Source organism: Streptomyces cathayae (assembly GCF_029760955.1).
GTDB lineage: Bacteria > Actinomycetota > Actinomycetes > Streptomycetales > Streptomycetaceae > Streptomyces > Streptomyces cathayae.
Genome location: NZ_CP121682.1, coordinates 6,604,038 through 6,626,910, shown reverse-complemented (window position 1 = coordinate 6,626,910; position 22,873 = coordinate 6,604,038). Strand labels below are relative to the sequence as shown.

At 73.3% G+C, this 22,873-nt stretch carries 20 protein-coding genes; 7 read left to right on the top strand and 13 right to left on the bottom strand.

Going from position 1 to position 22,873, the window contains the following annotated elements:
• Window positions 1–109: 109 nt before the first annotated feature.
• From PYS65_RS30305 to PYS65_RS30275, 7 genes are all read right to left on the bottom strand, one after another.
• Window positions 110–991, bottom strand: a complete 882-nt coding sequence (locus PYS65_RS30305; RefSeq protein WP_279337118.1) for a hypothetical protein — start codon at window positions 989–991, stop codon at window positions 110–112.
• A 115-nt stretch (window positions 992–1,106) separates the two neighbouring features.
• Window positions 1,107–2,633 carry a hypothetical protein gene (locus PYS65_RS30300; RefSeq protein ID WP_279337117.1) on the bottom strand — a complete coding sequence of 509 codons (1,527 nt, stop codon included), beginning with the start codon at window positions 2,631–2,633 and terminating at the stop codon, window positions 1,107–1,109.
• Between the two features lie 200 nt (window positions 2,634–2,833).
• Window positions 2,834–3,697, bottom strand: coding sequence for an SGNH/GDSL hydrolase family protein (locus PYS65_RS30295; RefSeq protein ID WP_279337116.1), 864 nt, complete (start codon window positions 3,695–3,697; stop codon window positions 2,834–2,836).
• Window positions 3,694–4,968 carry a glycosyltransferase gene (locus PYS65_RS30290; RefSeq protein WP_279337115.1) on the bottom strand — a complete coding sequence of 425 codons (1,275 nt, stop codon included), beginning with the start codon at window positions 4,966–4,968 and terminating at the stop codon, window positions 3,694–3,696. Before PYS65_RS30290 ends, PYS65_RS30295 begins: the two co-directional genes overlap by 4 nt.
• Before the next feature lie 8 nt (window positions 4,969–4,976).
• Window positions 4,977–6,110 (bottom strand): glycosyltransferase family 4 protein, encoded by a 1,134-nt coding sequence (locus tag PYS65_RS30285; RefSeq protein ID WP_279337114.1) that lies wholly within the window; start codon window positions 6,108–6,110, stop codon window positions 4,977–4,979.
• Window positions 6,111–6,272: 162 nt separating this feature from the next.
• Window positions 6,273–7,691: a serine/threonine-protein kinase gene (locus PYS65_RS30280; RefSeq protein ID WP_279337113.1), complete on the bottom strand. Its 1,419-nt coding sequence runs from the start codon at window positions 7,689–7,691 to the stop codon at window positions 6,273–6,275.
• Between the two features lie 428 nt (window positions 7,692–8,119).
• Window positions 8,120–8,512, bottom strand: coding sequence for an ankyrin repeat domain-containing protein (locus tag PYS65_RS30275; protein WP_279337112.1), 393 nt, complete (start codon window positions 8,510–8,512; stop codon window positions 8,120–8,122).
• A gap of 322 nt (window positions 8,513–8,834) precedes the next feature.
• Here PYS65_RS30275 and PYS65_RS30270 point away from each other — a divergent pair, with 322 nt between their 5' ends.
• Together PYS65_RS30270 and PYS65_RS30265 are read left to right on the top strand one after the other, a co-directional pair.
• Window positions 8,835–9,029 (top strand): hypothetical protein, encoded by a 195-nt coding sequence (locus tag PYS65_RS30270; protein WP_279337111.1) that lies wholly within the window; start codon window positions 8,835–8,837, stop codon window positions 9,027–9,029.
• 49 nt (window positions 9,030–9,078) lie between these two features.
• Complete coding sequence (locus PYS65_RS30265) at window positions 9,079–10,758, top strand: hypothetical protein (protein WP_279337110.1); 1,680 nt, start codon at window positions 9,079–9,081, stop codon at window positions 10,756–10,758.
• 65 nt (window positions 10,759–10,823) lie between these two features.
• Here PYS65_RS30265 and PYS65_RS30260 read toward each other — a convergent pair whose 3' ends face one another.
• The gene (locus tag PYS65_RS30260) at window positions 10,824–12,323 is read right to left on the bottom strand and encodes an SCO1417 family PLP biosynthesis transcription factor (protein ID WP_279337109.1); all 1,500 of its coding nucleotides are present in this window, start codon (window positions 12,321–12,323) and stop codon (window positions 10,824–10,826) included.
• Between the two features lie 30 nt (window positions 12,324–12,353).
• Between PYS65_RS30260 and yczE the strand changes: the two genes are divergently transcribed.
• The 4 genes from yczE (at window position 12,354) to PYS65_RS30240 (ending at window position 15,893) form a co-directional block, all read left to right on the top strand.
• A complete protein-coding gene (gene yczE / locus PYS65_RS30255; RefSeq protein WP_279338126.1) occupies window positions 12,354–13,088 on the top strand; it encodes a membrane protein YczE in 735 nt (244 codons plus the stop codon).
• Window positions 13,085–13,852, top strand: a complete 768-nt coding sequence (locus PYS65_RS30250; protein ID WP_279337108.1) for a glycerophosphodiester phosphodiesterase family protein — start codon at window positions 13,085–13,087, stop codon at window positions 13,850–13,852. The genes yczE and PYS65_RS30250 overlap by 4 nt, the downstream gene beginning before the upstream one ends.
• A gap of 47 nt (window positions 13,853–13,899) precedes the next feature.
• On the top strand, window positions 13,900–15,252 hold the full coding sequence (locus tag PYS65_RS30245) for an MFS transporter (protein ID WP_279337107.1): 1,353 nt from the start codon (window positions 13,900–13,902) through the stop codon (window positions 15,250–15,252).
• Window positions 15,253–15,518: 266 nt separating this feature from the next.
• Window positions 15,519–15,893, top strand: a complete 375-nt coding sequence (locus tag PYS65_RS30240) for an RNA polymerase-binding protein RbpA (RefSeq protein WP_003977404.1) — start codon at window positions 15,519–15,521, stop codon at window positions 15,891–15,893.
• Window positions 15,894–15,999: 106 nt separating this feature from the next.
• Here PYS65_RS30240 and fxsA read toward each other — a convergent pair whose 3' ends face one another.
• The 4 genes from fxsA to PYS65_RS30220 form a co-directional block, all read right to left on the bottom strand.
• Window positions 16,000–16,581: an FxsA family membrane protein gene (fxsA, locus tag PYS65_RS30235; protein WP_279337106.1), complete on the bottom strand. Its 582-nt coding sequence runs from the start codon at window positions 16,579–16,581 to the stop codon at window positions 16,000–16,002.
• 109 nt (window positions 16,582–16,690) lie between these two features.
• Complete coding sequence (locus PYS65_RS30230) at window positions 16,691–17,530, bottom strand: polyprenol monophosphomannose synthase (protein ID WP_279337105.1); 840 nt, start codon at window positions 17,528–17,530, stop codon at window positions 16,691–16,693.
• Between the two features lie 550 nt (window positions 17,531–18,080).
• On the bottom strand, window positions 18,081–19,709 hold the full coding sequence (locus PYS65_RS30225; RefSeq protein ID WP_279337104.1) for an amidohydrolase: 1,629 nt from the start codon (window positions 19,707–19,709) through the stop codon (window positions 18,081–18,083).
• A 126-nt stretch (window positions 19,710–19,835) separates the two neighbouring features.
• The gene (locus PYS65_RS30220) at window positions 19,836–20,276 is read right to left on the bottom strand and encodes an Lrp/AsnC family transcriptional regulator (protein WP_109379411.1); all 441 of its coding nucleotides are present in this window, start codon (window positions 20,274–20,276) and stop codon (window positions 19,836–19,838) included.
• Window positions 20,277–20,543: 267 nt separating this feature from the next.
• Between PYS65_RS30220 and PYS65_RS30215 the strand changes: the two genes are divergently transcribed.
• On the top strand, window positions 20,544–20,978 hold the full coding sequence (locus PYS65_RS30215) for a hypothetical protein (RefSeq protein ID WP_279337103.1): 435 nt from the start codon (window positions 20,544–20,546) through the stop codon (window positions 20,976–20,978).
• 379 nt (window positions 20,979–21,357) lie between these two features.
• Here PYS65_RS30215 and PYS65_RS30210 read toward each other — a convergent pair whose 3' ends face one another.
• Window positions 21,358–22,533: an acyl-CoA dehydrogenase family protein gene (locus PYS65_RS30210; RefSeq protein ID WP_279337102.1), complete on the bottom strand. Its 1,176-nt coding sequence runs from the start codon at window positions 22,531–22,533 to the stop codon at window positions 21,358–21,360.
• Window positions 22,534–22,873 lie beyond the last annotated feature (340 nt).

Here is a 22,873-nt window from a genome sequence, read left to right as displayed (position 1 = left end):
GTCGGGGTGGTTCGGAGACAGGAATGGGGAATGTGAACGGAGGCGGGGACGGGAAGGGGAGCGGGGGCGGGGGCGGGGACGGAGGCGAGGACGTGCGGCGGGGGCCGGTTCAGGCGGAATGGAACGGCAGACCGGCGCCGGCCACCAGTTCCAGGTCCTCACCGCTGTCCGCGGGCAGCAGGGTCGGGGTGCCGTCGGTGACCGGGACGATGCCCAGTTCCAGCAGTTCGGCCATGGCCGCACCGCCCGCCAGCTCTCGCACCTGGAGCTGGTAGCGGGCCGTCGTGCGGTAGGTGCCGCCGTGGTCGTCGCCGGTGCGCTGCAGGAATCCGGAGTCGGTGAGGAAGGTGACGGCCTTGGCGACGATGCCGGTGGTCGAACCCGCGAGCCGGCGTGCGTCCTTGGTCGCGCCGGTCGCGCTGCGTCTCGCCCAGATCCGCCAGGCCGTCTCCAGCCCCGGGGCGTCGCTGGCCGGGTCGGTGTTCTCGCCCTGTTCCGCGGCCCTCTCCTCCAGACGGTGGCAGGCCTGGCGTACGAAGGCGTCGACGCCGTTGACGGTCACCCGCCCGATGTAGGCGTCGTCGGCGAGGTCCTCGGGACGCGGGAAGGCCATGACGGCGACGGCGAGGTGGGCGAGCCCGTGCAGGAACCGGTCGCCACCGTCGGCGGAGGTCCGCCGCGCGTAGTCGCCCATGCGGACGGCGAACACCGAGTCCTCGGCGGCGGTCACGGCCATCCCCGCGCGCGGGGACACCTCGAGCACGATCAGGCCGAGGCCGGTGGCCACGGCGTCGGCGAGGCGCGCGAACGGCGGGTCCTCACGGTAGCGGCGCAGCAGGTCCGCGTACTCCTGGTCGCGGGCCGGCTGCAGCTTGGGCTGGAGGCCGAAGGCGACGAGCCGCGCCGCGTCGGCGGCGTCGGCGGGTGTGACGGTGGCAACGGCCGGTGCGGTGGAGGGCTCCGCCTCGCTCCACTCGGCATGCTCGTTCACGGACACGGTTCCTCCTCGCGCTGGCGAACGACGGTGACGGGGGCGGCGACGGTACCGGCGGCCGGCCCGGGGCCTGCGGCCACCGCCGGCTCCCCGCGGTCCGGCGGAGCGCTCATCAGGCCGCCTCCGTCCGGTCCGCCGCCATTCCCGCCGCGTCCAGCAGGGCCGTACCGACGATGAGATCGGCGCCGCCGAACTCGGGGTCGTCCAGTTCCACACCGTCGTCCACCGCGAAGAGCAGGCGCCGCTCGCCCTGACGGTAGGCGGTGCCGACCGGCGGGCTGGCCGCGTGGACCGCCAGCAGGGCCACCAGGTACGGAAGTTCGGGGTCCTGGCCGCGAGCCTCGGCGAGCAGTCCGGACAGCCGTCGGGGCGCGTCGGCCGGCAGTTCCAGCAGGGTGGTCGCGGCCGCCAGCTGCTTCTCGGTGAAGCGGCTGTCGTCGGGTGTGGCGATCAGGTCGGGTTCCGGCATCTCGGCGCCCAGGTGCTCCCGCTCCACCGCCGGGGTCAGCAGGATGTCGACGAGATCGGCGACCCGGACGGACACCGGTGTACGCAGCCCGGTGCCGCGGGTGAAGAAGGCGTCGGTGACCCGGACCGCCTGCTCCAGGGGCAGCGGGAGCAGGGGGGAGAGGAGGTGTCCGTAGAGGTCGGTGCCCGAGGCCGAGGCCGGCGTGGCGAAGGCCTGCCGGTCCTGTTCGGCCCGGAACAGCGGGCCGGCCTCCAGCAGCCGGGACTGCAGCTGGGTGTGCCGACGGATGCAGTCCTTGACGATGTCCACCAGCTCGGCGGCCCTGCGTTTGTGCTCGGGGTCCTCCGATTCGTCACGGGCCTTGCGGATGTTGGTGAGGATCGCGTTCTCGTGGCGGTACCGGTCCGCGACGTGGTCCAGGGCCTCGGCGATCATGTCGGGAACAGCGCTCAGCCAGTCCACCGCGCGTACGTTGCGCCGGGTGGCGTCCAGGGCGCGGCGCAGCGATTCGGAGTACTGCACGGTCCGGTAGCGGGCCTGCTCGGCGGCGAGCTGGGCGTCGGCGAGCCTGCCCCGGCTGATCAGCACCTCGAGTTTGACCTCGGCGGCGATCTGGGCGCTGGTGACATCGGTGTCCAGGGCGCCGACCAGGACGTTGACCGCCTCGTCCGTGGTCCGCAGGTAGACGGTGCCGCCGGGGCCGGGGACCTCCTCGATCAGTTTGAAGTCGTAGTCGCGGCGGACATAGCTGCCGTCCGCGCCGAACACTCCGTACACCGCGCGGAAGCCGCGATCGACGCTGCCGACGTTGATCAGGTTCTCCAGGACCCAGCGGGCCACCCGCTCGTGCTCGGCGACCGGCCGGCGGGGTGCCTGGGCGGCGATGCGCGGGACGAGCCGGGCGACTATATGGTCATGGTCGGCACCGGTGTCGAAGTCCATGTTCAGCGTGACCAGGTCGATGGCCGCCAGGGCGATCTCCGCCATGCCGTACACCGAGTACTCTCCGGCCAGATTGACCTTGCGGGCGTCCAGGTCGTGCAGCGGCGCGGTGCAGGCGAGGGCGCGCAGCCGCCGGGCCAGCCCCTCGTCGGCCGCCGGGCCCGGCGCGGGCCGCGGGCCCGCGCTGAGCTGGGGCGGAGCACTGTCCGTCGATGCAGGTGAAGTCACGGTGCACAGACTAGGTCCTCGGTCTGACAACAACCCAAACGACGCAGATGTGCCCCGGTGTCACGGTTGTCACACCGGTTCGGACCCACGGGGACCGCCGGGGCCCGCTGACCACCGGTTCGCTCCGGACGCGGTACGCATCGGGCCGCGCCACGGCCGGAACCGCACCGGAGGGGCTCCGGGGCGCCGTACGGCGCCCCTCACTGCCGTGTGCCGCCCCGGAGCCGCGGGGACTCCCCCGCCGTCAGCGCGGCCAGTGCCGCCGACACCGCGGCGGAGGTCCGCAGGTCGAGCCGGACGCTCGTCCCCCGCGCGCGGTGCCGCAGGTCGTCGGCGGCGAGCGCGAGGAGCTGGGGCAGCAGGTCGGTGCACCGGCGCGCCACCCATCCGGTGCCGGCGGTGGCCAGCCACCACAGGCTCGCCGTCAGGGTGGGTGCCGCGGACTCCGGCTCGGGCGAGGGCGCGGGTCCGGGGGCGAGACCGCGTTCCGCCAGCAGCGCGTGGAACCTCACGGCCAGTTGGCGGTGTCCCCGCTCGCCCGGGTGCATCCGGTCCGCGCTCCACATCGTACGGTCGGCGACCCAGTCACCGTCGCTCGCGTGCAGGTGCACCGCGCCGTACCGGTCGGACAGCGCGTGGACGACGGTGTTGACCGCGCGCTGCCGGCGGGCGAGCGGCCTGGCCAGCGCTCCGGGCAGGCCCATGGTGCCGCCGGGGTCGGGCAGGCACGCGGTGAGCAGCACGGCGCCCCGGGCCGCGCAGGCCGCGTACACCTGGTCCAGCCGTCCGGCCACGGCGTGGATGTCGAAGCCCTGGCGCAGGGTGTCGTTGACCCCGACGACGACCGACACGAGGTCGGGCCGCAGGGCCAGTGCCCCGGGGAGTTGGTCTTCGAGCACGTCGTGCGTCTGCGCCCCGCTCCTCGCCAGGTTGGTGAACCGTACGGGCTGCTCGCCCAGCGACCCGGCGAGCAGCGCGGCCCAGCCCCGCCATCCGTCACCGGTGCGGTCCCCGATGCCCTCGGTCAGCGAGTCGCCGAGGGCCACGAACCGCACGGGTCTCATCTCGGGCCCCCCGGTACCGCGGGCACGGGCCGGACCGGCACCGTGTCCTCCCGCTCGCCCTCCCGCGCGGCCGTCCGCGGGGCCTCGTGGGCGTCGAGGAACGCCGTCACGGCCGCTTCCCACCCGAAGCACTCCGCACGCGCGCGTGCGGCCGCGCGCCGTTCCGTCTCCGGCCGTCCCAGCAGGAGTTCGACGGCGTCCGCGAACGACTCCCCCCGGTCCCCCGCGACCGCCCCGGCGGAGCCGATCACCTCCGGCAGCGCGGACGAGGTGCTCGCCACCACGGGGGTGCCGCACGCCATCGCCTCCAGCGCGGCGAGCCCGAAGGTCTCCGCGGGTCCCGGCGCCAGGCACACGTCCGCGGATGCCTGGAGCACCCCGAGGAGCATCCGGTCGAGGACGTGGCCCAGGAAGACGACCGGCAGTCCGCGTTCCCGGGCGCGCTGTTCGAGCCGCGGCCGCAGCGGTCCGTCCCCCGCCACCACCAGTACCGCCCGCCGCCCGCGCCGCAGCAGCGCCTCCAGCGCGTCCAGCGCCGTCCCGGGCCGCTTCTCCACGGACAGCCGGGTACACGTCACCAGCAGTGTTTCCGTCCCGCGCGCGTGACGGGCCCGCAGCGCGGGGTCGTGCAGCGAGGGATGCCTCTGCGTCAGGTCGACGCCGAGCGGTGCCCGTACGACGTTGCGGGCACCGATCCTGGCGAACTCCCGCTCGGCGAACTCTGTGGTGCACACGACCCGCGCGTAGGTGTGGGCGGTGCGGGCGTTGAGGGCGTCGGCGGTACGCCGCGCGGCCCCCTCCGGCAGCCCCCAGGTGCGCAGCACGCCGTCGGCGGTCTCGTGGGAGACCATGACCGCGGGGACCCGGGCCCGCCGCGCCCATCTGCCGGTCCAGCGCAGGGTCGTACGGTCGGACACCTCGAGCCGGTCGGGAGCGAGTTCCTCCAGCAGGGCGGCGATCCGCCGCTTGTCGGTGAGGACGCGGTAGCCGCCGGTGCCGGGCAGGAGCGGGCCCGGCAGGGTGATCACCCGCCCCTGCCCGGTCTCCCGGTCGCTCTCCCGCTCCCCGGGAACGATGAGCACGGGCTCGTGCCCCGCCGCCCGGTAGCCCCTGCCGAGTTCCCGCAACGCGGTGCGCAGCCCGCCGGAGGCCGGTGCGACGAAGTTCGCGAGCCGCACGATCCGCAGCGGGCCGTCGACGTCCTGCGGGCACCCGACGCCCTGCGTGCCGTCGGCACCCGGCACGCCGGCCGACGGGTTTCCCGTCGTCATCGGCCCGTTCACGCCGCCACCGCCGTTCTGCGTCCGGCGAGCACATCCGTGTAGTAGCCGATCAGCCGGTCCCCGACGGCAGCCCAGGTACGGCCCTCGACCGTCGCGCGCCCCGCTGCCCCGTAGGCGGCCCGCAGCCGGGGGTCGGCGGCCAGGGACCACACCGCGTCCCGTACCGCGGCCGCGTCGCACGGCGGCACCAGGAACCCGGTGCGCCCGTGCGCGACCAGGTCCAGCGGGCCGCCCACGGCGGGCGCGACCACGGGCACGCCGCTCGCCATGGCCTCCTGCACGGTCTGGCAGAAGGTCTCGAACGGTCCCGTGTGGGCGAAGACGTCCAGCGAGGCGAAGATCCTCGCGAGCTCGTCACCGGTGCGCCGTCCCAGGAAGACCGCGCCGGGCATGGCCTGCTCCAGACCCGCCCGGCTGGGGCCGTCGCCCACGACGACGACCCGCACTCCCGGCAGGGTGCTCGTCCCGGCCAGCAGCTCGACCTGCTTCTCGGGGGCGAGCCGGCCGACGTAGCCGACGATCAGCTCGCCGTTCGGGGCGAGTTCCCGGCGCAGTGCCTCGTTGCGCAGTTCGGGCCGGAAACGGACGGTGTCCACGCCGCGCGGCCACAGTTCGACCCTGGGGATCCCGTGCTCCTGAAGGTCGCTCCGCGCGGCGCCGGACGGGGCGAGGGTGAGGTCGGCGGCCGAGTGCACGGACCGGATCCGGCGCCAGGCCGCGGCCTCGCCCGCGCCCATGTACGTGCGGGCGTACCCGGCGAGGTCGGTCTGGTAGACGGCCACGGCCGGCAGGCCGAGACGCGAGGCCGCCGCCATGCCGCGCGCACCGAGCACGAAGGGGCTGGCCAGATGGACGAGATCGGCCCGGTGCTCGGTGATCGCCGTGGTGACACGCCGGCTGGGGAGTGCGACGCGCACCTGGGGGTAGCCCGGGAGCGGGAGGGAGGGGATCCGGACGACGGGGCACGGGGCCCGGTCGTCGGGTTCGTCGCCCGCGGCAGTGGGGACGGCGGGGGCGACGACAACAGGGCTGTGACCGCGGTCCACGAGGTGCCGTGCGGTCTGGAGCGCGCAGTGAGCCACGCCGTTCACGTCAGGGGGAAAGGATTCGGTCACGATGACGACTCGCATACGGGTGTTCTCGCCGCGCCGAACGTGGCCACGTCAACGTGGATCTTTCCGGCCGGGGAACGTCCCATGAGCGTTGCGTCGCACACCCACAGGGGTCGAACGCCGGCCATGCGCTCCTGTCCCGCGGGTCGTCCGGCGTTCACACCGCGCGCCCCGGGCGGGTCACACGACGGTCTCCCCGGGCCCGATCCGGCTGCGTACGGCGGTCTGCACCTCCGCCTCCTCGGCCGGGTCGACGGCGAGCCGTCGCAGGCGCTCGAAGACCCGGGCGTCGCCGGTCTCGGCGTGCCGCGCGGCGATCTCGCGAGTGGACTCCTCGCAGTCCCAGAGGCACTCGACGGCGAAGCCGCTGCCGAAGGAGGGATCGGTGGCCGCGAGTGCGCGGGCGGCCCGGCCGCGCAAATGGGAGGAGGCGGTCTCCCGGTAGATGTGGCGGAGCACGGGAGCGGCACAGGCGATGCCCAGGCGTCCGGCGCCGTCGACGAGGGTCCACAGGGCCGTCGCGTCGGGGCCCTCGCCCCGTACCGCCTCGCGCAGCGCGGCGAGGACCAGGTCCCGGTCCTGTGCGCCGCCCCGGAGGGCGAGGACACGGCCGGCGGCGGCGCCCAGGGCATCGGGCCGGTGGGCCCAGCGGCGCGCGCGGTCGACGGCGGCGAGACTGCGCATGCGTTCGAACGCGTCGACGGCGGTCTCCACGACGGGCGCCGGCCCGGTGGCCACGGCGCCCTCGATCAGGGTGAGGGCGTCCGGGTCGTTGCCGTCGGCGAGATAGCGCAGGGCCGTGCAGCGGGCCCCCTCGGTGCCGTCCTCGGCGGCCCGGACGATCTCGGGCCGGTCCTCCGGACCCGCCACGGCGCTCAGGCATCGGGCGGCCGGGACATGCAGGGCGGCGCCCCGTTCGACTCCCTGCTGGGCCCACTCGAAGACGGCCCGCACGCTCCACCCGGGACGGGGGCCGGTGGGGCGCATCTGCCGCTGCCAGCGGTCGAAGCAGCCGGCCTCCTGGGCGCCGCGCACGCGTGTGGCGACGGACTCGCGTGGATCGTCGGCCCACAGGCGCCAGGGCCGCGGCTCGAAGGCGTCACGGACGGTGGCGGCCAGTTCGGCCTCGCCCTCGGCGTCGGTGCTGAACCGCGCGAGCACCGGGACGGCGAGGGCGCGCAGGCCCTCGTCGTCGTCCCGGAGGGCGAGTTCGTCCAGGGCCCAGGCCCAGTTGGAGCCCTGGGCGGCGTACCTGCGCAGCAGGACGAGCGCGTCCCGCCTGCCGTAGGAGGCGAGGTGCCCGAGGACCGCGAGGGCGAGCCCGGTGCGTGACTCCTCGGTGTCGAGGAGGTCCTCGGCCTCGAAGAGGTGCGCCTCGATCGCGTCCAGTTCGCCGTGCAGATCGAGATAGAGGCGGGCGTAGTAGAGGGAGCGGTTCTCCACCTGCCAGTCGTGGCGCGGATCGTGCAGCACGCAGTGGTTCAGTGCCGCGAGCGTTTCGGAGCGCGGGGCGGTGAGCGCGTGCAGCGTGCCGTCGCCGCGGCCACGCTGAAGCAGGCCGAGCAGCGTACCGCTGGGCGCTATGACCGGATCGAACATGGGAAACAGCCTCACATCAAGCGTCGACGCAACCGGGGACGTGCATTACCTGGCCGCGTGCCAACACGTCGGGGCGCCCGCCGTTTCCTGCTTGCTGTAGACCATCTTCCTCTGCCTCTCGTCGGTGGCCCGAGCGGGCCGCGTCACGGCCCGCGCGGTGCGGCAACACCTGCCCAGCCATCACGTCCGTGAATCACGTCGTCATGATGACCCGGCGGTCACATCTGCCGCGACCGAATTCCGGCGGCCTCGCACCGCCTACTCCGTTTCCCGTGGTTTCCGCGGTTTCTGCGGTTTCTGCGGGCCCGCGGTTCTGCGGTTACGCGGTTCCCGTGTCCTCGCCGGCCGGAGCGCTCAGCACACCGTCCGGTAGCGCTCAGCGCACCGTCCGGTTCAGCGCCCGGTCCGGCTCCGGCCCTCTGCGCGGTTCAGTGTTCACCGAACAGTTCGAGCAGTTCCGCGCGGTCGAACATCCGGGCCGTGTCGACGGCCGAGGGAGCGCCTGCGGCAGGGTCGGCACCACCGTGCAGCAGGGCCTTGACCACCTCGGTCTCACCCTTGAAGGCGGCTCCGGCGAGCGGGGTCTGCCCCCGGTCGTTGATCCGGTCGGCGTCGGCGCCGCGCTCCAGCAGCGCGCGGACCGTCGCGGCATGACCGTGGTAGGCGGCGAGCATCACGAGCGAGTCGCCCCGGTCATTGGTGAGGTCGGCAGGCACACCCGCGTCGACGTAGGCCACGAGCTCCTCGGTCCGGCCGCGCCGGGCCAGATCGAAGATCCTGGTCGCCAGCTCCACGACCTCGGGGTCAGGGGCTTCAGTCATGTCGGCCGGGCCGCCTCTCACCACGGATCACTCCGCACATCGGGGACAGGGTGTACGTCTGCGAGCGGTGCAGAGCCGTACGGGTGAATCGCCAGGGTACTGGCTCGCGCGGCACATGAGCCGACGTGTCGGAGGTAAAGATCACGGGGCACCCAGCCGGATGCGCCAGCCCGTGTCCGCCGGGTCGGAAACGGTCCGCAACGGTCCGCCGACCGGGCGAAACATACGCCGATTAACCCAGTTGCACCTTTTGTCGTATAGATACATTCTGTGATCCTGGAAGTACTCATGGTGACTGTCCCCGCGAACCAGGAGAACTCACATGATCCTCTCGATCTCAGGCGTGGTCCTGCTCGGCATCGTCCTCTTCATCTTCTGCCGCAAGGACGGCCTGAGGCCGTTGCACGCCGTGGTGGCCATGCTGTTCGGCTTCTATCTGGCGAGTACGGCCATCGCGCCGAGCATCAAGGCGGGTGGCGAAAGCCTGGCCGGCCTCCTCGGCGGAATCAGGTTCTGACCCACCGCTCACCCACGTCCTCACCCACCCGCACACACTGGAGGCAGCAGTGGCCCGGCGCCCCCTCCCCCGCATCCTGAGGAACGGCGGCGCGCAGCTCGCCCGGAGCCGGGAGCTGGCCCGGACGGCGGCCGACAGCGCCACGGACGTCCTGCATCCGCTCATCACGATCATGCGCGGACTGCGCCGGCTCGCCTCGGCCGGACGGCGCAGGTGGCTCGACACCCCCAAGGAGCGGCGCGGGGCGCTGCTCTTCCTGGTGGCGTCGGTGGTCCTGGTCGTGGCGCTCCTCCCGTACGGTCCGCTGCTCGCCGTCATCACCCTGATGACGGCGGCGGCCTGGCAGGGCCGGGACCGCGTCCCGGCCGGGTCCGGCGGGCCCGACGAGTCGCAGGTCAAACGCCTGAGGTCGCTGTACCACGCCCTGGTGCCGTACTTCTCGTCCGCCGGGGACCCCGATCCCCTCTACACCCACGGCGGCGCGTGGGAGAACGCCTTCCCCGCGTACGAGTTCGACGGCACCGGTCGCATCACCCACCTACTGATCAGCTATCCCGCGTACTACACCGACGGCGAACCGGAGTCCCGTGCCCGGATCGAGCATCTGCTCGCCGCCAAGTCGGGGCGCGGCCGGGAATACCACTTCGCCTGGGACGAGGAGGGCAACCAGCTCACGGTCCGCGTCCTCGCCCCGCTGCCCGCCGACATCGCCGCCCAGCGCTTCGTCACGTCCCCCGGCGAGACGGTCCTCGGTTTCACCGATCCCACCTGGGTGCGGCGGACCCTGCCGCTCACCCACGGCGAGGAGCAGCGCGACGTTCCCCCCGTCGTCTGGCGCACCGGTGTCCGCTCCACCGAGCCCCACCTGCTGGCGGCCGGGCACCCCGGCAGCGGTGTCTCCACGCTGCTGCGCTCCGTCGCCCTGCAGGCGCTGGTCCACGGCGATGTGGTGATCATCGACGGCGGCGGCACCGGTGAGTACGCGTGCCTCACCGGCCGGGACGGTGTGCGCTCCGTCGAGTGCGGCCTGGCGGGAGCTCTGGCGAGTCTTCAGTGGGCCGCGCACGAGACGGAGCGCCGCCTGATCGCCACCAACCGGGCCCACCAGGCGGGCGATCCGCCGCCCGCGGACACCAGGCGGCCGCTCTGGATTCTGCTGGACCGCCCGAGCGCGTTCACGCACCTGGCCGCCGCGGACGGCCGTGAGGACCCCCAGTCGCTGCTCCAGGTCCCGCTACGGCACGGCCGCCCGGTGAACGTCACGGTGGTCGTCGCCGATCAGCTCGACAGCATGGAGGCCCTCACCGACGCGGTGCGGCAGCACACCCGCGCGCGGGTCGTCCTCGGGCCCGCGACACCGGATCAGGTGGCGGCCGTCCTGGGCGCTCCCCCGCACACCACACCCGTCGAACACGTCCCCCCGGGCCGTGGCTACGCCCGTCTGGGCACGGGCCCGGTCCACCGGCTCCAGGTGCCGGCCACGCCGAACCCGTACGACGACGCGACCGGCGATGCCCACCGGCAGGCGGTACTGGACCTGCTCCCGGCCAGGACGACCACGGCGGACGCGGCACCAAAGGCCCGGGCGCCCGGGCGCACCCGGCCGGCACCCGGCCTCCTGTCCAAGGCCCCTGCCGACGAGCCCTCCGCGGACACGGCCCCGGCGACGGCCGACCGGCACCCCGAGGCCGCCGTGCCCGCGGAGGCGGCCGTCGCCGAATCCTCCTGACCGCCCACCGCACACCGCCGGCCTCCCCCGGGGCACCGCGCGCAGGTGCCGCCCGTCCGCCGTGGCTACGCCACGAAGGAACGCGGCACCTCCGTCCCCGACGTCCCTCCGGTCTCGACGATCCGTGCCGCCGCGGCCAGCCGTACCGCCGCCTCCTCGGCCACCGCGCCGCCCACGGTGAACGGCAGTCGCACATATCCCTCGAACGCCCCGTCGACCCCGAAGCGCGGCCCCGACGGCGCCCGTACCCCGACCCGCTCCCCCGCCTCGGCGATCCGCGATCCCGAGAGCCCACCGGTACGCACCCACAGGGTGAGCCCGCCGCGCGGGACCTCGAACTCCCAGTCGGGCAGCTCCCGGCGCACCGCGCCGACCAGCGCGTCCCGGTTCTCCCGGGCCTGCGCGCGCCGGATCTCCACGGCCCGCTCCCAGCCGTCCGTGCCGAACAGCCAGTTCACCGCGAGCTGTTCCAGTACGGGCGTGCCCAGGTCGGCGTACGCGCGCGCGGCGACGAGACCGCGGATCACGTCGGGGGCCGCGCGCACCCAGCCGATCCGCAGCCCGGCCCAGAACGCCTTGCTCGCCGAGCCGACCGTGACCACCGTCGACCCGGCCGGGTCGAAGGCGCAGACGGGGCGCGGCATCTCCACATCCGGATCGAGCCAGAGTTCGCTCATGGTCTCGTCGGCGACCAGTACCGTTCCCGCCGAGCGCGCCGCGTCCACCAGCCGGCGGCGCTGGTCCTCGTCGGCGAGCGCGCCGGTCGGGTTGTGGAAGTCCGCGACGACGTACGCGACGCGCGGTGCCGCGTCCCGCAGCACCTGCCGCCAGCGGTCCAGGTCCCAGCCGGCCAGCCCCTCCGCCATGGCGACGGGGACCAGCCGGGCCCCGGCCTCCCGCATCAGCTGGAGGATGTTGGCGTAGGACGGCGACTCGACGGCGATGCGCTCGCCGCGGCCTCCGAAGCGGTGGCAGATGGCGTCGATGGCGCCCATCGCCCCGGTCGTCACCATGATCTGCTCGGGCATGGTCGGGATGCCCCGCGCGGTGTACCGGTCGGCGATCGTCGAGCGCAGCGCCGGCAGTCCGGCCGGATAGTCGCCGTGGGTGTGCGCGTAGGGCGGCAGTTCCTCGAGGGCGCCCTGTACGGCGCGGGTGAGCCAGGGTTCGGGTGCGGGCAGGGCGGCGCAGCCGAGGTCGATCATCGAGCCGAGGGCCTCGGGGGGCAGCGGTTCCAGTCCCCGCGCGGGCACCGGGTTTCCGGCCGGCACGGCGGTCCAGCTGCCGGCGCCGCGCCGTGACCCCAGGAAGCCCTCGCCGCGCAGCGCCTCGTAGGCGGCGGCGACGGTGGTGCGGCTGACGGACAGGGCCAGGGCCAGTTCCCGCTCGGCGGGCAGCCGGGCGGCCACCGGGACGCGCCCCTCGAGCACCAGCAGCCGGATCCCGTCGGCCAGGGCCCGGTAGGCGGGCGGGCGGCGGGTGCCGGGGCCGGCCGGCCGGTCCTGCTGGGAGTGGAGCAGCCGGGCGAGCTGCGCCGTACCCACCGCCGAGGTCCACTGCACCATCTGAATCAGTCCACCTTCCTCGAATTGGCCATGGATGGCATCCCCCTTCCCGCCACAGGGTGTCACGGGTCAGTCCACTTCCACTACGGGGGGCATGCCCTGTCCAGCCGATCGCCCCGGCACAGGTATCTCGCACGGCGCCTGTTCCAGCTCTACACCGGGCTGGCGCTGTACGGCGCGAGCTCGGCGCTGCTGGTCAGGTCCGGGCTCGGCCTGGAGCCGTGGAACGTGCTGCACCAGGGCCTGTCCGAGCGGACGGGCCTGTCGATGGGCCTGGTGGTGACCGCCCTGGGCGCGGCGGTGCTGCTGCTGTGGATCCCCCTGCGCCAGCGCCCGGGACTCGGCACGGTCTCCAACGTCCTGGTGATCGGCGCCGCCATGGACGCGACCCTGGCCGTGGTGCCCGAGGCACACGGCATGGCCCTGCGCGCACCGATGACGGTGGCCGGGATCGTGCTGAACGGCGCGGCGACCGGGCTGTACATCGCGGCGCGCTTCGGGCCGGGCCCGCGCGACGGGCTGATGACGGGCCTGAACCAGCGCACGGGGGTGTCGGTCCGGCTGGTGCGTACGGCCATCGAGGTCGCGGTGGTCGCCACGGGCTTCGCCCTCGGCGGCACCGTGGGCGTGGCGACCCTCCTGTACGCGGTGACGATCGGTCCGCTCGCCCAGCTCTTCCTGCGGGTGTTCGCCGTCCCCTCGGCATCCACCGGCCCCACGGCCGTTGCCACCGGTCAACCGCACGGGGTGATACTGCGTCCGTGACCTCACGGATACGCCACCCCTACCTCGACCATCCCGGCCCGATCGCGTTCGCCCACCGCGGCGGGGCGGCGGACGGACTGGAGAACACCGCACGCCAGTTCCGGTGCGCCGTCGAGGCGGGTTACCGCTACATCGAGACGGACGTCCATGTCACGCGGGACGGCCGGCTCGTCGCGTTCCACGACGCGACCCTGGACCGGGTGACGGACGGGGCGGGCCGGATCGCCGACCTGCCGTGGCGGGACGTGCGGCAGGCGCGCGTGGCGGGCCGGGAGCCGGTGCCCCTCTTCGAGGAACTGCTGGCCGCCTTCCCCGAGGTGCGGTGGAACGTCGACGTCAAGGCCGAGCCGGCTCTCCTGCCCTTCCTGGACCTGATCGAGCGGACGGACGCCTGGGACCGGGTCTGCCTCGGCTCCTTCTCCGAGGCCCGCGTGGTGCGCGCCCAGCGGCTGGCCGGGCCCCGCCTCGCGACGTCGTACGGCACGCGGGGGGTGCTGAGTCTGCGGCTGCGCTCGTGGGGGCTGCCGGCCGCGGTGCGCCGGTCGGCCGTCGCCGCCCAGGTCCCGGAGGCCCAGTCCGGCGTCCCGGTGGTGGATCACCGCTTCGTGCGCACCGCCCACGCGCACGGGCTCCAGGTGCACGTGTGGACGGTCAACGAACCCGAGCGGATGCACCGGCTCCTGGACCTGGGGGTGGATGGCATCATGACCGATCACATCGACATACTGCGCACGGTCATGGAGGACCGCGGCCTGTGGGTCTGAGGCCCCGCCCGAACACCGAGCGCGTTCACGGGGAAGCGAGGGCACGGGTGGGCGACGGCACCGTGCGATCACCGGCAGCGGACGAGGCGGCCGGCCGACGGTACGAGCAGCGCGGCTGGTACTTCTACGACTGGGCGTGCTCCGTGTACTCCACGAGCGTGCTCACGGTGTTCCTCGGCCCCTATCTGACGTCGGTCGCCGAGGCCGCGGCGGACGCGGACGGGTTCGTGCATCCGTTCGGCGTTCCGGTGCGCGCCGGGTCGTTCTTCGCGTACTCGGTGTCCCTGTCGGTGATCCTGGCGGTGCTCGTGATGCCGCTGGTGGGGGCCGCCGCCGACCGCACCGGCCGCAAGAAGCCGCTCCTCGCGGCCGCCGCCTACACGGGAGCCGCCGCCACGGCGTGCATGTTCCTCCTCGACGGCGAGCGCTATCTGCTGGGCGGCGCCCTGCTGGTCGTGGCGAACGCGGCGCAGTCCGTGGCGATGATGCTCTACAACTCCTACCTGCCGCAGATCGCCACTCCCCAGGAACGCGACGCGGTCTCCTCGCGGGGCTGGGCCTTCGGCTACGCGGCGGGCGCCCTGGTCCTCGTCGCCAACCTGATCCTCTACTCCGCCCATGACGCTTTCGGACTCTCCGAGGGCATGGCGGTCCGTATCTGCCTGGCGTCGGCGGGTCTGTGGTGGGGTGCCTTCACCCTGGTGCCGCTGCGGCGGCTGCGCGACCGCCGTGCCCCCGCTCGGGAGGCGTCGTCCGCCCTGTCCGGTTTCCGGCAGCTCGCGGCGACCGTCCGCGACATGCGGCGCCACCCGCTCACGCTCGCCTTCCTGCTGGCGTACCTGGTCTACAACGACGGCATCCAGACGGTGATCTCGCAGGCCTCGGTCTACGGCTCGAAGGAGTTGGGGCTCGGGCAGTCCACACTCATCGTCGCCGTGCTGCTGGTCCAGGTACTGGCGGTGGTCGGCGCGCTGGCGCTGGGCCGGCTGGCCCGGATGCACGGGGCGAAGCACACGATCCTCGGCTCACTGGTCGCCTGGACGCTGACGCTGGCCGCCGGGTACTTCCTGCCCGCCGGGGAGCCGGTGTGGTTCTTCGTCCTGGCCGCCGGGATCGGCCTGGTCCTCGGCGGCAGCCAGGCCCTGTCCCGGTCGCTGTTCTCCCACCTCGTACCGCCCGGCAAGGAGGCCGAGTACTTCTCGGCGTACGAGCTGAGCGATCGCGGGATGAGCTGGCTCGGTCCGCTGCTGTTCGGACTCACCTACCAGCTGACGGGCAGCTACCGGGACGCGATCATCTCGCTGGTGGTCTTCTTCGTCCTCGGTTTCGCGCTGCTCGCGCGGGTTCCGGTACGCCGGGCGGTCGCCGCCGCGGGGAACCCCGTTCCGGAGAAGATTTAGCACTCGGCGCGAAAGGGCTGTAGTGTACGCGTTTGGCCTGCCAGGTGTACCGTTACTGCGCGTCAAAGATGCCGAAACGCCGTGTTGCATCTGTCATTAGATGTGACAAACCAGGCGCCGGTGGGTACTGCACTGGTTGACAAGGCTGCGGCTACGACGGCGACACATGGCCCGGAACGGGAATCTTTACCGCCGACCGGACGTTGACCGGATGACGACGACAGCGACACCTGTCCTGTGGGCGACAAGCCCGGGAGGCACGATTCATGAGTGAGCGAGCTCTTCGCGGCACGCGCCTCGTGGTGACCAGCTACGAGACGGACCGCGGCATCGACCTGGCACCACGCCAGGCCGTGGAGTACGCATGCGAGAAGGGGCACCGCTTCGAGATGCCCTTCTCGGTCGAGGCGGAGATCCCGCCGGAGTGGGAGTGCAAGGTCTGCGGTGCCCAGGCACTCCTGGTGGACGGCGACGGCCCCGAGGAGAAGAAGGCCAAGCCCGCACGTACGCATTGGGACATGCTGATGGAGCGACGCACCCGTGAGGAACTCGAAGAGGTCCTCGAGGAGCGTCTCGCCGTTCTGCGCTCCGGTGCGATGAACATCGCGGTTCACCCCCGGGACAGCCGAAAGTCGGCTTGATCCCGACGGATGATCGTGCGGGAGCACAGCGCACAGCAGCACATGGACCGCGGGCGCCGTACCAGTTGGTACGGCGCCCGCGGTCCATGTGCGTCCGGCTCGGTCCTCAGCGTGGGAGCGGCGGCCGGGGCTCCTGCGGGAAGTCGCCCGGCGGGGTACCGCGCTCGTCCCTGATCACCTCGCCCTGGACCACCTTGCCGTCGGGCCGGTGGATACGCACCTGCTGGAAGGCACCGCCCAGGGAGCCCTGGGCGGCCTCGCGCAGCTTGCGCTCGAAGGTGCGCTCGGCGTGGCGGCTCACGGCCTTCTGGACCGGGGGCACCAGCAGCAGCAGACCGGCCGCGTCGGAGACCAGGCCCGGGATGATCAGCAGCAGCCCGCCCAGCATCATCAGGCCGTTGCCCTCGCTGTTCGGCCGGGGCTCGGGCAGCACGCCGCCCTGTTGCTGCTGCAGCGTCTCGGTGAGGTTCTTGAAGGCGCGTCGGCCGGCTCGCTTGATCACCACCGAGCCGAGCACCAGGCCGGCCAGCAGCACCAGGAAGACCACCAGCCCGTTCGACGCTCCGGCGAGGACCGTGAGCAGCCAGATCTCCAGCACCAGCCACGCGGCGACGCCGAGCGGCAGAACGGTGCGCAGCCGGGAGCGCCGGGGCCGGACGGGGTTCGGGGTCTGAGCGCCAGTCGTCATGCTCCCAGTGTGCCTGGCCCCTGCTCAGCACGGGATAAGCGGGCCCGGCGGGCCCTCGGGGCGGTGAACGCACCCGCGGCCCGCCCGTCCGCCCGGCGGGCCCTGCCGCCTATCCGCCCTGCTTCGTCTCCTCGGCCCGCTGCGACCGCCCGGTCCGTCCGGCGTCCTCACGTCCCAGGACCTTGCCGACCCTGTCCCCCACGCCCCACGCGGTGACCCGCCACAACGCCTCGACGACGATGTCGCGGCTCATCTTCGAGTCGCCGAGTTCCCGCTCGACGAAGGTGATGGGCACCTCGACGACGTGGTAGCCGGCCTTGACCGCACGACGGGCGAGGTCGACCTGGAAGCAGTAGCCCTGGGAGGCGACGTCGTCCAGACCCAGGCCCTCCAGGGTCTCGCGGCGGAACGCGCGGAAGCCGCCGGTGATGTCGCGCAGCGGCAGATCGAGCGCCACCCGCGAGTAGAGGCTGCCCCCGCGCGAGATGTACTCACGGGACTTGGGCCAGTTGACCACCCGGCCGCCGGGCACCCAGCGCGAACCGAGCACCAGGTCGGCACCCTTGAGTGCGGTCAGCAGACGGGGCAGTTCCTCGGGCTGGTGAGAGCCGTCCGCGTCCATCTCGACGAGTACGCCGTAGTCGCGCTCCGCGCCCCAGCGGAAGCCCGCGAGGTACGCGGCGCCCAGGCCCTCCTTGCCCTTGCGGTGCAGTACCTGGACGTGGTCGTCCGTGGCGGCCAGCTCGTCGGCGAGCCTGCCGGTGCCGTCGGGGCTGTTGTCGTCGGCCACGAGAACGTGAGCCTCGGGAACGGCCTTGCGCACCCGGCCGACGATCGCCTTGATGTTCTCCGCCTCGTTGTAGGTCGGGATGATCACCAAGGCCGTGCCGAGCGGGCCGAAAGTCCTCCCCTGGGCTTCCGCCGCGCGGGTCCCCTCGCCGTCGTCCACAACTGCCCCTTCATGTCATGTTCAGGGTCCCACCATAGTGGTCACAGCCTGCACCGACATGGCATGACGTTCATATGATGGTGTTAATTTCCGAAGATCGAGTGGGAACGGGCCTTCCCCCGTGGAGAAGGCCCCGGGCGGCGGTGTACGGCGGATGGGGGCCCGGCGCCCTTCGGTCCGACCTGGGACCCGCCGGCTGCGAGTCGACCTGAAGCCGTTGTCTACTGAGCGCCCGGCCCCACCCGGGGCCACACCTTCCCGACCCACCGGAACGTTCCCTCGCGCCGCGCCGATGCTGAGCCTGGCTCCCGGTGACGGTGCCCGGCGCGGCACACCGTCCCTGACCCAGCGGCGCTGCCTCGAGTGGGCGGAACTTCCCCGGTCGGGCGTCCGATGGTGGACCCCGCCGAACCTAGCTTTCCCCCCGCTGCTTCCCGCCAACAGACGTTTGACCTGCGCAATGCGGTTCAGGTGTCCGGCCGGCGGGGAGGATGCGCAGGTCGCGAGACGGGGGCTCGGCACGTGCTCGTCGCCGGGCGGTCCGTGGAGATCACTCTCCCGGCCGTACGAAGACCGTGCGTCCGCCGACCACCGTGCGCCGACAGACGGGCAGGTCGCCGCCCGGGGTCAGGTCCGGCAGCCCGGGGGTGCCGGAGCGGGGGTCGGTGGACCAGCGCGCCACCCGGTCGTCGGGTGCCTGTACGACAAGGTCGCCGGTGTGCCACACGGCGTAGTCGGCAGGGGCTCCCGGCACCAGGATGCCCGCGTCGTCACGTCCGATCGCCCGCCAGCCGCCCCGCGTGTGCGCGGTGAACGCGGCCCGCACGGAGACCCGGTGCTCGGGCGTGCGGTGGAAGGCGGCGGCCCGGACGGTGCCCCACGGATCGAGGGGCGTGACCGGGCTGTCCGATCCGAAGGCGAGCGGGACACCGGCGCGCAGCAGGGCCGCGAAGGGGTTCAGGGAGCGGGCCCGCGCCACGCCCAGACGCCGGGCGTACATGCCGTCCTCGCCGCCCCACAGGGCGTCGAAGGCGGGCTGGACGGAGGCGGTCAGGCCGAGTTCGGCGAACGCTGCGACGGTCTCGGCAGTGAGCATCTCGGCGTGCTCGACCCGGTGCCGGGCGGCCCGCACACGCGCGAGGCCGACCTTCTCGGCGGCGGCGCGCATCCCGTCGACCACCGCGCCGAGGGCGGCGTCGCCGATGGCGTGGAAGCCCGCCTGCAGGCCCGCCCCGGTGCAGTCGACCACGTGGGCGGCGACGGCGGCGGCGTCCAGGTGGGCGGTGCCCGTGTGGCCGGCGTCGGCGTACGGCTCGTGCAGGCAGGCGGTGTGCGAGCCGAGGGCCCCGTCGGCGAACAGGTCGCCCGCGGCGCCGGTCGCGCCCAGTGCGCGGGCCTTGGCGACGTCCCGCTCGGCCCAGTAGCCGACGGCGCGCGGGCCGCCGCCCTCGGCGGCGAGCCGCAGCAGGCCGGTGAAGTCGTCCTCGGAGGAGATCTCCGGGCCACCGCACTCGTGGACGGTGCCGATGCCCAGGGAGACGGCGTGGGCCAGGGCGGCACGCTGCGCCTCGGTGCGCTGGGCGGGCGTGACGGCGCCCAGGGCGGCGGCGCGTACGGCGTGGTGGGCGTCACCGGTGAGCGGCCGGGCCCCGCCGGGTGCCTCGCGGGCGATCTCGCGGGTGTTCTCACCGCTGACGAGGTCGAGCAGCGCGGTGGTGACGACCGCGGAGTGGACGTCGATCCGGCTGAGGTAGAGAGGGCGTCCGCCGGTGGCCGCGTCGAGTTCGGCGCGGGTCGGGGGGCGGCCGTCCGGCCAGCGGGACGCGTCCCAGCCGTGGCCGAGCAGGACCCGGTCGGCCGGGCGGGCCGCGGCGAACTCCCGCACCCGGGCCAGCGCGGCCTGCAGGGAGGGGGCGTCGGACAGGTCGAGGCCGGTGAGGGCCAGTCCGGTGGCCGTGGTGTGCACGTGCGCGTCGGTGAACGCCGGGGTGACCAGCGCCCCGTCGAGGTCGATCACCTCGTCCACACCGTCCGCGAAGGAGTCGGCGGCGCCCTCGGAGCCGACCCAGGCGATCTGGCCGCCTTCGACGACCATCGCGGTGGCGAAGGGGTCGGCGGGGCTGTGGACCTCGCCGCGGCGGAGCAGGACGGTGTGCGGCGGGACGGTGCGTTCACTCATGACCCACAGTGTCGCCCCTCGCGGGGCCGGGCCCGCACCCAGGGCCGCTCCTCACCTCACCTGCGCACCGCTGCGCCTGCGCGCCGCACATCCGGTCGCGGCGGCGCACCCCCGCGCGGGTGCGGGTCAGACGCGCGGCGGACGGGCCTCGTACGGAGTGGACAGGACCACCGTCGTCCGGGTGGAGACGCCCGCCAGCGAGCGCACGCGGGCGAGCAGTTCCTCCAGTTGGCGCGGAGTGGCCACCCGCACCTTGAGGATGTAGTTCTCGTCGCCCGCGACACTGTGGCAGGCCTCGATCTCGGGCACGCCCGCGAGGCGGTCCGCGATGTCGTCGGGGGCGCTGGGGTCGAACGGCTTGACCGAGATGAAGGCGGTCATGGGCAGACCGACGGCATCCGGGTCGACGACCGCGGCATAGCCGCGGATGACGCCACGCTGTTCCAGCCTGCGCACCCGCTGGTGCACGGCCGACGTGGACAGGCCCGTGGCCTTGCCCAGGTCTGTGTAGCTCATCCGCCCGTCCTTGACGAGCAGCTGCACGATCTGTCGGTCCAGCTCCTCCATGGCGCAAGAACCTACAGTGCCGCCGATCTCCTCGGATACCTGAGCTGTCCAGGTCATGCCCGGTTCGTGATGTACCGGGCATCCGGCCCGAGCCGGGCGGGGGACGAAACCGGTTGCGGGCGGCGCCCCCGAACGGCATGTGACGAATACCACACCCTTCGAACAGTCTCCGTGATGTTCTCGTGATTACCCCCGATGGGGGACGGGAAGTGCTTGCTGTGGTCGAGGCCGCAGCGCCTTCACGGCCCAGCCCGAGGGGGAGAACCCATGCAGAGTCTTAAGCGCCCTGGTCGTACCACGCCCAAGCGGCAGCAGTCCGTCGTCGAACTCGTCCCCGAGTACGTCGACCCCGACGCTCTCGACGACGAACTCGACGCGTACGACACCTTCGAGATGTACCGGGTCGTCTGCCCGGACTGCGCGCAGCCGATCGCGCTGCTCGCGGACGAGGAGGTCCTGCCGGAGCACGCGCTGTGCGCCTCGCCGTGGAACCCGTTCGGGCTCACCGTCTGCACCGGCACCGGCCGCGGTGCCGGTGAGGCCCGGCCGGCGGACGAGTCCGCCACGCTCCAGGAACAGGACACCGCCCTGCTGTTGACGCTCCCTCAGGGGCTCGACTGGCGCACCCAGCCCTTCTCGCACGTCGGCGGTCCGGCTTCGCGTCCGATCAGGGTGCCCGTCATACGGCGCCACGCCGCCTGAGCCGTCCCGCCCCGGCCCGGGGCCTGTCAAGCGCACCGCGACGGGACCTCCGCGCGCGGTGCGTCACCCGGCGCGGACGGGCCGGACCGGACGTCCGCGAACGTACGCCCTGTTCGGGCGGTCGGTGACCTGCCCGGTCGCTCCCGCGTCGCCCGGGCGTGACGGCCCCACGCTCTCGAGGACCGGGCGTCACCGCCGCGCCCTCGCTCCACCGCCCGTACCGCAGCCCGCCGGGCACACGCCTCCCCGCCGCCGCAACTCCCGGATCCGCCGATCTGCCGCGATCCGATGCGGAGCCGGGCCGACAAGGGCCGCGCCCTGCCGGGCCGGCACGCCCCGGAGCGGGTCCGGCTCGCGGCACCCCGGCGAGGAAGCCGGATCAGCTCGTCGGCGGCCCCGCGAGATGGCGGGCGATGACCATGCGCTGGATCTGGTTCGTCCCCTCGACGATCTGCAGCACCTTGGCCTCGCGCATGTAGCGCTCGGCCGGGAAGTCCGCGGTGTAGCCGTAGCCGCCGAGGATCTGGACGGCGTCGGTGGTGACCCGCATCGCCGTGTCGGTGCAGTGCAGTTTGGCCATGGCCGCCTGCTTGGCGAACGGCCGCCCGGCATCCCGCAGTCGGGCCGCCGCGAGGTACAGCGCGCGTCCCGCCTCGATCTGCGTGGCCATGTCGGCGAGCATGAACCGCAGTCCCTGGAAGTCGGCGATGGGCCGCCCGAACTGCCGCCGCCCGGCCGCGTACCCCAGCGCCTCGTCGAGCGCCGCCTGGGCCAGACCGATCGCGCAGGCCGCGATGCCGAGGCGTCCGCCGTCCAGCGCGGACAGGGCTATCGCGAAGCCCTGGCCCTCCTCACCGATCCGCCGGTCGTCCCCGACCCGTACGCCGTCGAAGTGGACCTGCGCGGTGGGCGAGCCCTTCATGCCCATCTTCTTCTCGGGAGCGGCGGCGCTCAGCCCCTCGGCGTCGCCGGGCACCAGGAACGCGGTGATCCCGCGCGGGCCGTCCGCACCGGTGCGGGTCATGGCGGTGTAGAAGTCGGCGATGCCGCCGTGCGTGATCCATGCCTTGGTGCCGGTGATCGCCCAGCCTCCCCCGGCCTCGCGCACCGCCTTGGTGCGCAGCGAGGCCGCGTCCGACCCGGAGGACGGCTCGGAGAGGCAGTAGGCGCCGAGCAGGCCGCCGCCGAGCATCGCCGGCAGGTGCTCGGCCTGCTGCTCCTTGGTGCCGTGGGTGGCGAGCGCGTAGGAGGCGAGGGTGTGCACGCTGACGCCGAGGCCGACGGTCAGGCGGGCCGTGGAGAGCTCTTCGAGGACCTGGAGGTAGACCTCGTAGGGCTGGTCTCCGCCGCCGTACGCCGAGTCGTAGGGCAGTCCGAGCAGTCCGGCCTCGGAAAGCAGGGTGAAGACCTCGCGCGGGAAACGGCCGGCGTCCTCCTCCTCGGCCGCCTTCGGGGCGATCTCGCGCTGCGCGATGTCGCGGACGAGCGAGATCAGGTCCCGTGCCTCGTCCGTGGGCAGTTGCCGGTCCACCGGCTGCGGGGCGTGGTCGGACATGGCGACGCTCTCCTCCCTGTTCGGGCACATCGGCGGATGCGCGCCTTGGGTAGGGGCGGCTCCGCCGGGTGGTTCCGGTGCCTGGCCGATACTGTCGCCCCCGGGTCTCGGGAGCTGCTGACCAGCCGCTGTGAGCTGTGAGTATGCCCGATCAGCCCGAGCGCGTCACTTGTTAACGACCGCTTACTACAAGAATTTTCCGGACGTCGAAATCGGTCCGCACCACTGACCTCGCCGATCCGGCCCTCCTGCCGCTCCACCTCGAGAAATCGCCGTGTCCATGACAATGGCCTTCCGTGCTTCCTCCACGAAGAGGCGCACGGGACGCGACTCCCACCGC